Annotated in this window: 7 protein-coding genes and 1 tRNA gene; 2 read left to right on the plus strand and 6 right to left on the minus strand. The window is 41.5% G+C overall.

Annotation, left to right across the window (positions count from 1 at the left end; all coding sequences use genetic code 11):
• Nucleotides 1-371 precede the first annotated feature (371 nt).
• The 6 genes from E3E24_RS01995 to E3E24_RS02020 form a co-directional block, all read right to left on the minus strand.
• Nucleotides 372-447: transfer RNA gene (locus E3E24_RS01995), tRNA-Gln, on the minus strand.
• 91 nt (nucleotides 448-538) lie between these two features.
• On the minus strand, nucleotides 539-1222 hold the full coding sequence (locus E3E24_RS02000; protein ID WP_167886405.1) for a hypothetical protein: 684 nt from the start codon (nucleotides 1220-1222) through the stop codon (nucleotides 539-541).
• A 39-nt stretch (nucleotides 1223-1261) separates the two neighbouring features.
• Complete coding sequence (locus E3E24_RS02005) at nucleotides 1262-6526, minus strand: DNA-directed DNA polymerase II large subunit (protein ID WP_167886406.1); 5265 nt, start codon at nucleotides 6524-6526, stop codon at nucleotides 1262-1264.
• Nucleotides 6523-8559 (minus strand): DNA-directed DNA polymerase II small subunit, encoded by a 2037-nt coding sequence (locus E3E24_RS02010; protein WP_167886407.1) that lies wholly within the window; start codon nucleotides 8557-8559, stop codon nucleotides 6523-6525. Before E3E24_RS02010 ends, E3E24_RS02005 begins: the two co-directional genes overlap by 4 nt.
• Nucleotides 8559-9821: an ORC1-type DNA replication protein gene (locus E3E24_RS02015; RefSeq protein ID WP_167886408.1), complete on the minus strand. Its 1263-nt coding sequence runs from the start codon at nucleotides 9819-9821 to the stop codon at nucleotides 8559-8561. Before E3E24_RS02015 ends, E3E24_RS02010 begins: the two co-directional genes overlap by 1 nt.
• A 295-nt stretch (nucleotides 9822-10116) precedes the next feature.
• Nucleotides 10117-10728 (minus strand): DNA-binding protein, encoded by a 612-nt coding sequence (locus E3E24_RS02020; RefSeq protein WP_167886510.1) that lies wholly within the window; start codon nucleotides 10726-10728, stop codon nucleotides 10117-10119.
• 783 nt (nucleotides 10729-11511) lie between these two features.
• On the opposite strand from E3E24_RS02020, the gene E3E24_RS02025 reads away from it, so the two are divergent.
• Nucleotides 11512-12519 carry a TrkA family potassium uptake protein gene (locus E3E24_RS02025; protein WP_167886409.1) on the plus strand — a complete coding sequence of 336 codons (1008 nt, stop codon included), beginning with the start codon at nucleotides 11512-11514 and terminating at the stop codon, nucleotides 12517-12519.
• A 204-nt stretch (nucleotides 12520-12723) separates the two neighbouring features.
• Complete coding sequence (radA, locus tag E3E24_RS02030; RefSeq protein WP_167886511.1) at nucleotides 12724-13767, plus strand: DNA repair and recombination protein RadA; 1044 nt, start codon at nucleotides 12724-12726, stop codon at nucleotides 13765-13767.
• Nucleotides 13768-13813: the final 46 nt, after the last annotated feature.

The following is a 13813-nucleotide window of genomic DNA, read 5'->3' on the forward strand; positions in this document are numbered from 1 at the left end:
AACCAAAATTTCGTCTGTACTTGGAAGAAACGATTTTTCTGTGTGGATACGAGACTACAGGTCATGTAACCCACTCGAAAATCGAACCATCCACAGCTCTTAGATCATTTTTAATTAGGGTATGAAAAAGACTTATTAATATCAAAGAACACATTAACAGGTTGAAAACTTTCCGTGGTGGCGGCCATGTACAGACGGCAAAAAGGTTTGAATTTCGAACAAGACAACTGGGTCACGGGACACAAAAATGGTCTCGCGACCCATTATGAAGAAACACCAGAAGAGCAGTATTTGCCAGAAAATCTTGAGTTCTTCATGGAATTGTTTGGTAGAGCCATGGGAGCAGTGTTTAGAGAAATTGCAGGGTCCTATGGTAGCCCCGCGGGGATTCGAACCCCGGTCGCGGGATCCAAAGTCCCGCATGCTTGGCCGCTACACCACGGGGCTGCCCGATAGATTGAACTGAGAGTGAATTTATAAACTTTACCTTTCTCCCAAAAATATTTCAAAACCCAGCCATTAATAACTTAGCTTAAGCTCAAAAGATAATCTCTTCCTCCCCAACTCCCAAGGAGAACTCCGAAAGCACTTTATCAAAGTCACTCTCCGCTGTGAATATAAATCCACAAGTATCACACTTCAAAACTGAACTTTCAACTCTAAGAGGAGAAAAGCAAATGGGACATCTATACTCTTTCTCCTCTAGCTCTCTAAAGATATCATCGAGCATGACCAAAATCCTCAGGTCATTCTCCCAATCTTCATGAACCATTCCCCAATAAGGAATTGATACTGGAACCTTATCTTCCAAAATCAATGCATTTATTCCAATACTCCTAATTTTTGGAGGCAGTTTTTGTGCAGGCTCAATTGAAACAACATCTTGATCATAAAATTCAATGTGCTGAGCTCGAATTGTTATACCCGAAGAGAGCCTTTTGTTCAAAGGATAAAGCTGAATAAATAGAGCATTCTCTGGCTCAAAATACGCAGTTAAGCCGAGGTTTTTCTTCGTGAAGGAATAGACATAGGTCTCGTCGTCAACACTTTCTCCAGCCCATGAAAAGCCCAGTTTAGCCAAAGCCCTTTTCAAGAAGAGGGGCTTTGGAAAAGAACCTCTAATCAAGAGATGCTCTCCTATCCAGCCAGCTAAAGGCATTGAATACCCTATAAAATACTGCCTCTGCACGCGAAGATAAGCAATGCTCGGGATTAACTTCATAACAAAAATAAAAAGGTGTTAAACTTTATAGCACTTTCGCTAAGCTCCAAAAAACTCATCTAAACTAACGACTTTCTTTTTCTTCTTTTTAGGCTTGAGTTTTTCTGATTTATGGGTCTGTGTTTTAGTGGATTCTGTCTTCTTCTCAATAGTTTTCGGTGTTTCCACTTTCTTTTGGGCTTTCTTTCCGTTTCCATTAAACCCATCAAGATAGCCGTTCTTAGCAACGGCCTTTCCAGTTTTCTCAGCAATCATTCTGTCGCAGATGTCATTTGTGTTTAACGCCAACAGAGTCCTCTGCGTTTCAGGGAAGACATTTTCAAATAAGCTCTTAATGTCCTTCTCCGTTAAGCATATCCTCTGCCTCGTGTAATTGAGCACATCATAGTTCGCAACCAGCAGTTTTGCTGTCGGAAGATACTTTTCAATAGCACCCTTGCTGACTGTTAGGACTATCTTTCCTCCACACTTTGGACACTTCCCACTTAAAGGCGGTCTTCTGTACTTGGTGTTGCACTTTACACATCTAAACTCCTGCCTCGTGAAGCTCCTTAAGTTACCTCTCAGATCTGGAATTAAATGAGAGTTAATTATCGTCTCAGCAACGTGATGCTCATTAACAGCCCTAATTTTCTCAGCCAAAGCCAATTGCTGCCTAACTTTTTCCTCCATGTCCCCCAACTGCTTGTACTTGCTCAGCTTTGGTCCAAGAGCAATGTCATCGGTGTCATGGGTGAACTTTAAGCCTTCATACATCTCCGGCTTCCCTAATCTGTCCTCAACCCTTTCGACAACTCCGATAAGCTCCTTCGGAGATTTAAGTTCATACGTTGCTTCATAGAATTCGAGCGGATAATAACGGGCAATGTCCATGTTGTGGACTTCGCTGTCAACTTCTCTTGGGTCAAGCCTTGTAGTTACGACGAGAGGAGCATCCATTTTTCCTCCACGCTTCTCAGGCAGATAATAACGGGAGAAGTTCAATAATGCATCAAGGAGGAGCATGACGGCATCTTCATCTCCGTCGCACTGATGTGTTACAATATTTTCATTTATTATAACATTATGATATGTTTTAGCGTTTAAAGAGAACACAAACTCTTCTTTTGGTTTGATATATTCAATACGCCTGACCTTAAGGAGCCACCCGTTTTCAGTGGAATGCTTATCTTTAATGCAGTTTCTGTTCTTGTGTAAGCTGTAAACGGAGTTCTTACGCTCACTAATGAAGCCAATCTCCTCAAAGAACCGGTCGTAGTATTCACCAGCTATGTTGAGAGCATATACCTTAGACACCGGTGGCTCGTTTCCGCGCTCAATATGATAAAGCCTTCCGCGGGCGTTGCCTCTGTTGGCATTCTTGTCCATGGTGTAATATCCTCTGATACCAAACTTGGACAGAAGCAAAGTTTCAATATCCTCAAGGAGAGGCTTGTTAACGCTATAAACAACTACACGAGCAGCTGTTTTTAAGGCACTTCCATCTCCCTCGAAATACGCCTGAAGCAAGTGCCTAACCTTCTCCTTTGGAAGCTTGAAGACAAATGCCGGAATCCTTTTGTCCTTTGCACCCTTTCCGACCTCTAGAACTCTGGTGAACAGCAGATAGATAACTCTCGAGCCAACCGCTATTTTCTCCCCACGATCGTAGATTCCAAAGCCATCTCCGAAGGCTTCCCTAAGGGCACGTTTGATGTCCTCTCTAACCTCCTCATCCCCGTTTGAGAAGCTTATCTGATAGACACTGTCGCTCTCTCTTGCGTAACCTTCTGTTAAATAGTAGCCTATAAGCCTAAGGAGAGGCTCTATTGGAACGAAGCGCTTGACTCTTACGCGGTCGCGCTTGAACCCGATGTAACAATTGGGCACGTCTTTAATCGAGAGACCATTTTCTCTCAAAACCTCGAGGAGAACTGCCAAGGGTATGGAATTTCTCCTTATGTAGTCAGGATTAACTTCAGCACCGATTTTCATTAGCCATTCAGCTATTCCGCGAACCATTATCCGCTCACGAAGCTCCTTAAACTCGTCTTTTGAGAATTCCTCGAGCAAATCTATGCTGTCAATATCATCTTCTGGAAACTCAATCTTAGGTACAAGAATCAAGTCACCTTCCTTTACTTCAAAAGCTCTCTTCTTAATGAACCTCCCATTTTCGTAGACGAGCACTGGATGGTCAACCGTCGTTTCAAAACTCCTGCCCAGCTCAAGTTCAAATCTTACGAGGTGATCAGTCGAAGGCAGTTTAATTACGTCTTCAATGTCAGTTAAAACTACTTTTCCGCTCTCTTCATCAAAGGAATAAACTTTGATATCTACTTTTGGCTTCTTTCTTACATATGCCATGTTTTCATAGCTTTCTTCTTCAAATAGCTCATACAGCTCTCTGAGCGTTATTCTCTGAGGCATTCCATTGATCTGAACAAGTATTCTGGTATCACCGGGGAAGCAGTTCCTCCTCTTTGCAGCATGATAATACGGATGAGCATAGCCCACAAGAGCATCAACAAATCCTATAATCCTTCCAATGATTCCCGCAGATGTGTGCGGAGCTAAGCCTATGACAAGATGTCCAATCAGATCTTCCATCTTCTCGACGTTGTAGAACCTTGGCAATCCATAAAATCTCTCAAGCAAGTCATCTATGAACTTCGCAACCCTTACAAGGTACTTTCCAGCCTCTTTAGAAAGGATAACATCTTGAACTTTGAGCTCAACTATTTGGTCTTCACTCACCAAAGGCTTTCCTTCAAAGTCATGAGTATAACCGAGCTCTCTTAACTTCTCAACGCTGACCCCAATCTCTCTCGGCTTGAAGTGAGTTATTGGAGCGTCTGTTGCATCAAAACGAATTGTACCATCCTTGAACACGTAAACATCGTTCTTAGCCCTCAAAATTCCCTTCTCTAGTGGCTCTGGCACTTTGTGGGCTGAAGTCATACCCATTACGCCCTTGAGCTTGTCTAGAGTGTTTACCCTAACATTCTGCATTGCTTGTTTCACAAGCTGAGACGGATTTATGGTCTTTTTGACATAAGCCCTCATCTCAATGCCACACTTTGGACAAATTGTTTCCTCAGTTGACTGATAGCTACACTTTGGACATCTGTACAATAGTTTAGCCTCAGCTCCACACACGGGACAAGTTGGGAAGATATCAACATGACCGCAGTTGGTGCACTTGAACTGAGCGATCTCAACCTCAGCGGGCTTCCCTTCCTGTGCAGCTTTGTAAATATCTCTCGAATTACCACCAGCCAAGCCAATCGGAAAGAGAACATGAACTGGTGGCTTCATCCTTCTCTCTTTAGCTTTTTCAGGCCTTCCCATTCTTGCACCAATCCAGCTTATTCCTCTGTCCCTGAGCTTTACTTCGCTGATTTCGTTGATTATGTCAATAGAGGTGTAGAACTCCTTTGGCTCAAATCTCTTCTCCAAATTAGCTAATGGAGTAAGCAGAGCAGCACTCCAAGGATACTCAATGATTACGCTTCCATCTTCAACCTTGTGAGGCAGACCGAGCAGTTCAAGGTAGCGCTTGCCCCTCCTTCCAAGGGTCTCAAGGCTTATTACAATCTTCTTGGCATATTTTGTTCCCAGATACTTACCCCACTCTATCTCAGCATTGACGAGAAGGTTTTGAAGTTCAGCAACCTCTTCAGGCTTAAGGGTGTTCCAGTAGAGAGTGTAGTAGGGATGGAAGGGAATCCCAAGGACTTTTGAGAGATGAATAGCCTCTTCAACTTTTGGTCTAACCCTCATCGGATCTCTCAAAAGCTCCGCCAAAAATTCCGGTTTCAAATCTAGGTAATCCGCCGCTTCTTCAACTGCTTCTTCATCATTCTCAGCAAAGGGCTTGAGGGAAACTTCATATATGTCTTCAACGGCTTTCACAAACTCTTGAATCCACCATTCTTCAACATAATTGGCTGGAAGTAAAGTTTGATTGTTCTCTACAAAGTCTCCAAATGCTATAATTGCATCACCCAAGTAAAGAATTTCTTCAACTTGGTCTCTAATTTGTAAAGCAAGATAGTAATCGTCAACCCTAATGACGGAGCCATCTTTGAGCTTGACAATTGGGCCTTCGGCCGTTGTAGCGGGGGTAACGATACAGCCCTTTCCGGGTCTCTCAGTCTTCATCTGTGTCCCTACAGCTAAGAATTCATCAACGAGAATCATGACTGCCGGATTTATGCTCCAAGTTGCAAATCCGCTCACCCTTGAGCGGCCGTATCTCAAACGGAAGCCACCATTTTCAGAGGGCTCTGCAAATAACGGTCTTCCACCAATGATTTCCTTTGTGTATTTGTTGTTTGGGGCAATATTAGCTCTGAATTTTTCATAAAGTTCATAATAAAAGCCCTTTTTAATTTTTACAGAAGTCTTTATCTCAGCTTCTTCTGCTTTTGATTTCTCTGATTCCTCTTTTGCCTCATCTTTTTCCTCCCCTTTCTCCTTTGCTTCAACGAACTCCTTGAGCCAGTCCCAGCCTTCAATGCTCATTTTATCAATGTATTTAACCAGCTTTTTCGCCTTCTGAAGAACACCTTCCGCTAAAACGAGAATTGCTCCACCTCTTAGCTGATTCGTCTCAACTCCCGGAACGTCTCTGTGACTAACCTCAACATCATCAGTTGCTTCACCGGTTATTTCAACAGGAATGTTTTGCATAGCCAATCTCACTTCATCTGCTGAAGGATGATACTGCAAACGAGTAACGGCTCTGTGATACAAATCAACTTCTTCAACCATTCTCTCTATGTGCTTCTCTGTGGGCTTAAAGCGGTCCAAGCCAAGCTTTTTCCTAACGTAATCACCAACGAGAACGCTCAATGCTTGAGCAGTTCCACCAGAACTTCTGATTGGGCCAGCGTAATAGAGAGCTAAATACTCAGTCCCATCAGGATTCTTCTTGATTTTAACCTGAGCTATACCTTCAATCGGGGCAGAAACTATACCTTCTGTCAGAATAGCTAATGCAGTCCTAACAGCTTGCTCTGCCAGCTTTTCTTTACTGTCAAACTTCCCAAATTTACCTTCAATGATTTCATCAACAATTTTAAGAGCAACAAGCTCTTTACCATACTCTTTCGCAAGCTCCCTAATTCTTTCGGCAACACCTTTTGGACCAACCAAGCTCTCGACACGACCAGCCATGTCTGTTGCTTGAGGAATTTCAACATCTCTGACAGGATCTTTTCCCTGAGCTCTCGCTTTCTTGGCTATCTCATAAGCCTTATCAATCTCCCTTTGAAGCCATTCAAAATAAGCTTTCATTTCATCGCTGTAAAGCTCGCTCATTCACACCACCTGCTGAAATCAACAACTGTCTTTAACCTCGCAGTTTCGATATCGATTATCGGAACTTTCGCTGGAGTTGGAACAATATTAACCATCTTCTGGAACTCAGTCTGGGCTTGCCAAGTGGCCGAGTTTACCAAGAATACACCGCGGTAGATTTGGTAATCCAGGACATGGACATGACCCATCTGAACCAAATCTGGGACTTCCTCGATAACAAGCAAATCCTCCGGATCTGGTGCAATTGGGACTTTTCCACCAAATGTAGGTGCAACATGCCTAAGCTTTAGCAGTTCAATCATCGGCTCAACGGGATGGAGATGGCTCTTACCAGGAATATAGCTTACAACATCTTCAATGCCCCTTCCATGAACAATTAAGAAGTCCCTGCCGTGGAGGTTAATGACAGCAGGATTGCTTATGATTACCGCGTTCTTTAAATCATAAAGCGGTTTTGCGTATTCTCTGTAAAACTCTGGCTGAGGCAGAGCAGTTCTCGCAGCATCGTGATTTCCAGGTCCGATGAACATCGTTATATGATCTGGGACGTTTGCCAAGAGGTTTGCTAAAGCTTCATATTGGTCAAATATATCTGGAATTGAAAGCTCGTTGTACTGACCCGGATATATACCAATACCATCAACAACATCGCCAGCAATTATCATGTATTTTATTCTGCTCACAATTTCCTCCTCTTCTTTGCTATCAACATTGCCGTTAAGCCATTCAAGGAATTTCATAAATGCCTTTTCACAGAATTTTGTACTTCCAACGTGGATGTCACTAATCAAAATAGCATAGACTTTTTCCTCAAGAGGGGGTTTTTCTCGCTTGTAGAGGGGAACATCAGGCAAATAAAGCTTGTTTGCAAATAAAATCCCGCGCTTTGAGTAATACCCTCTAAAAGCAACAACGCTGTCCGGGAGAACTTCAAATGCCTTTTTGTAATCTTCACTATCTTTCCCCAAGAAAACTTTGACAATGCCAGTCATGTCCTCCACTTCAAAAATAAAGCCCTTTTTAGTCTCTCTCTTTGAGTTGACGAGGCCAATAATTGTAACTTCTCCATCTGGATTCACATAGCTAAGCTTTCCTATATCAACAACCCCACTAACTTCGGGATTCTCCCTTAAAATTCGTCTCAATTTCTTTAATCTGCTCTTAAAGTAGTTCTCATAAACTTTGACTATTATCTCCCCTTCCTTACCACTGGCGTCTTTAGCTCTTGGAGGCTTTAGCTTGACTTTCCTCACATCAAATTTGATTTCATACTCAGATTTTATCCTCTTCGCAATAAATTCAAAGCTTTCATTTGGTTCAACCCTAAAGTCCTCATAAATTGAATATGTCCTCTTTTCTTCAACTAGAATTTCTTCCTCTTCCAGTGGAACTAAGACTCCATAATCACCATAAACTGCCCTCACTCTAGCCCCGTTTTCTTCATCACCGTTACCATTATACTCTTCACCATCAGAAGCTCCAGTGGAAATGAAACTCCCCCCCTCTTCAATTGTGGGTTCTTCTTCCACCATTTCTTCAGAAATGGTTTCAGAAGCCATATTTTCAATAGGTTTTCCAGTGGAAATAAAGGTTTCTCCTCCAGAAGGTATTTTTTGAGTTTCATCCATGATTTCAGCCTGAAGAGGATTCTGAGATTTAATCTCAGCATTTTCTGAAACCTCCAATGTTGTTTCATTACTTATAGCCCTTTGGATTGAGATTTCTTCTGAGCTTTCATTGGTGCTGATTTCCATTGGAACCTCAGCCATAGATGTTATAGACTCTACCTTAGTTTCCACTGGAGCTTTCTGATGAATATATTTCGTAAAGTTTTCTAGTGGAGATACCAACCCTTTAAATTCGAGAAACTCCTTAGCAAGCTTTTCATCAATCACAAATGTATTCTTTGCCCGTGCAAATTTTACAAGCTCCGCTAGGGTAAAGTTCTTTTTGTAATGCTCTGAAAGGATGAAATAAGCGGGCGGAGTGATGAGATAGCGATTAGAAAGCAAATCCCTTATCAGCTCGCTCATCAAAACAACCTCCTCTGCTTGGCAATGTTTACAGTGAGGAGAGGCTGGAGAGAGTAGTCAAAGCGATAGATATTCTTAATTTTATATGGAGTAACATTCAGCCTTATTTCTTTTGTCCTTCCATACCTCCCCTTGCTAACAACCTTGGCATTAATAATGCCCAGCATGTCAAGCTCATTTATCAAGTCACTGACCCTTCTCTGAGTTAATGGCTCAATATCCATGTAATCACAGAGCTCTTTATACACAGCATAGACGTCACCAGTGTTGGCTGGCAATTCACCATTTTCATCAAGGAGAACGATAGCATAAAGGAGAATTTTTGAGTGCAGAGGGAGAGTCTTAATAACCTCCTCCATTGTATCTTGCTCAATCTTTTCCTGAGCCTTCCACACATGTTTTTCAGTAACTTTTGATGCCCCTTCCCTTTCGGCAATTTCACCACTTACTCTAAGCAAATCTAGGGCTCTCCTAGCATCACCATGCTCTCTAGCGGCTAAAGCAGCACAGAGTGGAACAACAGCTTCATCAAGAACATCGGGATAAAATGCCTCTTGAGCTCTCTGCATCAGAATGTCCCTCAGTTGGTTTGCATCATAAGGCGGAAATACAACTTCCTCCTCGCTGAGGCTCGAAAGAACCCTTGGATCAAGGTATTCTTTGAATTTTAAATCGTTTGAAATCCCTACGATACTCACCTTTGCATTTTTCAGCTCGGTATTTATACGGGTCAAGCTGTAAAGTACGTCATCTCCGCTTTTTTTGATTAATTTGTCAATCTCATCAAGGACTATTATAACGAACCTTTCCTTTGCATCAATAACTTCCTTAAGCTTTGCATAAACCTCATCGGTAGGCCACCCAACCAAAGGGACCTCAAAGCCGCTTTCATGCTTGAAGTGATTCACAATGTTTGCTAAGACTCTATACTGAGTATCGACGATTTCACAGTTGAGATAAATAACATCCACTGGAATGTTATATTTGCGGGAAATCTTCTTCAGCTCTTCAGTAACGAATTTTACGGTAACAGTTTTACCAGTACCAGTCTTTCCATAAACAAATACATTAGAAGGAGTTTCCCCTCTTAGAACAGGAACTAAAATATGTGCCAATGCCTCTATCTGCTCCTTTCTGTGGGGCAACTCTTTTGGGGTATAGCTGTGCCTAAGAACTTCCTTATTCTTGAAAATCTTACGTGCCTTCAAGTATTTTTCAAAAATTGAATCAAGGTAAGTCTGCTCCTTATCTTTTCTCTCCATCCTTGACCCTCCACTGGAAATATAGCCCTTGTTTATAAAGGCATTTGTTATTTGAGCCATATATTCATTGCATTCCGTTATAAATTTTACACTCATTACACCATAATGTTCCACTAAATTTCTGGAAATGTAAACATTAATATGGGTTCCACAGGAAACATAAGATGCAGAGGAAGCAATAGGATAATATCCGCTGGGGTATATATGCTTTATTGGGCAAGTTTATGTAAAAGTTTAGGAGAATGCCAATGAAAATTCAAATCCACAATCACGTTTAAAAATAAAGCAAAAAGTATCAGAAGTATCCAACATCAATGGATTTCTTTGATGCCTCTTGAGACTTCAAGATTTCATCTATGAACTTCTCAGCCTCATCTTTGGGTATTCCTACTTTTACAACTAAAAACTTAATTAGTTCTTCTCTCGTAGCCCCTTTTTCAAGTCTCTCTAATATCATCAATACGACCCGCTCAAATATAGCTTCTGCAAAATCTTCTTCCAACCCCAATGCTTTTACTAATTCATTTGTCCCAATTAACAGAGCTGTCAATGCATCATTAAACTCAGCTTTTCCAAGTGTTTTCTTGTCTAAATCCACCCTTAGGACGATCTCATCATTGATTCCGCTTAAAGTGAACTTCAATAGATTTATCCTATCATTCAGAACCAGCATTGTGTGGTAGATCTTCAACCTTTCTTCCAAAGGCAAGGCTGTTGTTTCTATTCCGAAGGGCACTATCAAGTGAACAAATCCTTCACTGAATAAGACATTTAAGACAAATGGCATCTTAGGATGCTCAGCAATGTAAAAGTGTTCACCTTGTTTTTTAACTGTCCAAGGCAAATCTACGATATCTCCAGCGTCATCACTACCTTCCCTCAACCATTGGATAACTTGTTCTTCCACTGGAAACCACCAAGGAAATTTTTCGTTCTTCACCTTAAAACACCATCGTTCCACAGGAAACATAAGGGTTGAATGAACAACAGTGAGCATTGGGTGTAGATGTTTGTAAATGGCAAAAGGGCATCACTTGTCCATTTCAAATGGAGAGAAAATGCACATCATTGTCCATAAAAACTTGTGCATTAATGGAAGTATCTGCACATTTGATTAAATATTAGTGCTTAACAATTATGAAGAAGTTTAACAGAGCATATCCCCCAGAGAGTTTCATTTCCACTGGAACCAGGCACAAACACCCAACACAATATTTATTTTTGGTGATAAACACTCCCACTTTCTATACTCGTTATGGTATATAAATTTATCTATGAACATTGTTCAAAAATTAGGCTATTTAGTAGTTCTAGAATGTAGAAGTGAATATTCCACCTTAAAAATGCATGAACGGATGATCAATTTCCTATGTAAAAACTTTTTTCGGAATTTGTTGACATTATAAGTATCCGTTACAGTCGTTGAACTTCCAAAAGTAGGTTCCAGTGGAAATGGAACTCTGGGGGGTTGTTTTAATGTTTTTATAAACGTTATTATATCCGTCTAAATAGACCTTTATTTCCACTGGAACTATCTGGTGTTCAATGCTCTAGATTATTCACTATCTAGCATTAGTGGGGTAGAATGAATGCGTGCGGGGTGACAAGCGATGCATATATGTTGAAATTTGCTTCACCATCTCAACATCAAACTAAAACTTTATAACAATCCAACAGTCAAAAACCGTATATGATACCAGCACCACTGGTCAGGCGCTTAATAAGGCTTAGGATTAAGTTGAAGCGAAATAAGGTTATAATCCTTGCAGCTGCAGTATTTCTGCTTGCGTTCCTCTTTTCCATGCTGTTCATGTACTTTGAAAAAGTCAGCTTTTTTACTGCCTTCTATTGGGCAATAATAACTATGGCAACTATAGGTTATGGGGACATCACTCCAACCACTTATGGCGGAAGGATCGTGGCAATAATTGCAGCTGTTGCAGGTATCTCAACATTCACGGCATTGGTTTCAATTCTCGCTGAGTATTTTATCGAGTCTTCTATGAGGAGGATGATGGGTATGCATAGGGTGAAGTATAAGGGGCACTACCTTATCATAGGTCAAGGTGGAAGTGTTTTAAGCTGCTTGCAAGAGCTTAAGAGAGCAATTTCAGAAGGACAGGCTGAAGACAGACCGATAGTTGTTGTCCTTCCAAGTGAGGAAGAAAAGAAGAGATTTCCTGTGGAAGACGTCGAAGTTCTCATTGGGGATCCAACAAATAAGGATACATTACAAAGAGCGAGAGTTGAAGAAGCGTCTTATGTCCTTTTAACGCTTGAAGATGACTCAAAATCTGTCTTTGTAACTTTAATGATCAAGCAGATGTCAAAAGCTAAGGTGTTTGTTGAGGCTCTAAAGCAGGAGAGTTTTTCACTGCTGAAGCAGGCTGGTGCTGATAGGGTGATACTGAGCAGAACTTTAGCTGGTCGCTTACTAGCAAGCTCAATATTTGAGCCAGAGGTCGTTGATGTGATTGACGACTTGACAACTTCCACTGGAAACTATGACGTTATGGTGATGACTTTTCCAGAGGTTGGTGGCCTTAAATTTGGCGAAGCTTGGCAAAGATTGTATAAGCAGGGATATTTCTTAATAGGATATGTCGAAGATGGCATAAAGCTTATGCCGCCTCTAGATTCTCAGCTCCCACAGAACCCCAAGGTAATAGTGATCAAGAGAGTTTCTTCACAACATTGATGAGTGGAGTTTCATTTCCACTGGAAATCTTACTGTATAGGAGTTTATCCCTTTAAAATAAACTTTACTCATCTTGTATTTTTGATTTTGGGCTATATGAAGCTCTTTTTTGGAAAAGGGAAAAATATATAACCCCTAGAATCTTACACTTACCAGCAATCATGCTTATAGGTGGTACTGATGGCGAGAAAGAAAAAGGTTGAGATGATTGAAGATGAAATAAAGGAGCTTGAGGAGTTTGAGGAGCTTTCGATTGATGTTGAAGTTGCTGAAACACCAAAGAAAACGAAGAAGGAAATCAAAACTCTCGAAGACTTGCCGGGTGTTGGTCCTGCTACAGCTGAGAAGCTTAGGGAAGCTGGTTATGATAGCTTAGAAGCAATTGCTGTTGCATCTCCAATAGAGCTCAAGGAAATTGCTGGAATAAGTGAAGGTGCTGCCTTAAAGATAATCCAAGCTGCTAGAGAGGCAGCCAACATTGGAACGTTCATAAGGGCTGATGAATACCTCCAGAGGAGGCAGAGCATAGGTAGGATTTCCACTGGAAGCAAATCCCTTGACAAGCTCCTTGGTGGAGGAATAGAGACCCAGGCAATCACTGAGGTTTTTGGTGAGTTTGGAAGCGGAAAGACTCAAATAGCCCATACTTTAGCTGTCATGGTTCAACTTCCACCCGAGGAAGGAGGCTTACATGGAAGCGTCATCTGGATTGACACTGAGAACACATTCAGACCCGAGAGAATAAGACAGATTGCTGAAAATAGGGGCTTAGATCCAGATGAAGTTCTCAAGAACATATATGTCGCAAGGGCCTACAATACAAATCACCAAATGCTCCTTGTTGAGAAAGCGGAGGAGATAATCAAGGAGAAGCTCAACACTGATAGACCAGTCAAGCTTTTAGTCGTTGACTCTTTAACAAGCCATTTCCGTTCTGAATATGTCGGCAGAGGAGCTTTAGCGGAGAGGCAACAGAAGTTAGGAAAGCATTTGGCCGATTTACACCGCTTAGCTAACCTATATGACATTGCAATATTTGTTACAAACCAGGTTCAAGCAAGGCCAGATGCATTCTTTGGCGATCCGACGAGGCCAATCGGTGGACACATCTTGGCTCACTCAGCCACACTTAGGGTATACCTCAGAAAAGGCAAAGCTGGAAAGAGAATTGCAAGGCTCATTGATTCACCGCATCTACCAGAGGGAGAAGCGACCTTTAGGATCACAGACAAAGGTATTGAAGATTGATGTCTTCTTTTCTTAATCCTTTTAAACGGCACAATTTATTCTTAGT

Source organism: Thermococcus sp. LS2 (assembly GCF_012027375.1).
GTDB lineage: Archaea > Methanobacteriota_B > Thermococci > Thermococcales > Thermococcaceae > Thermococcus_B.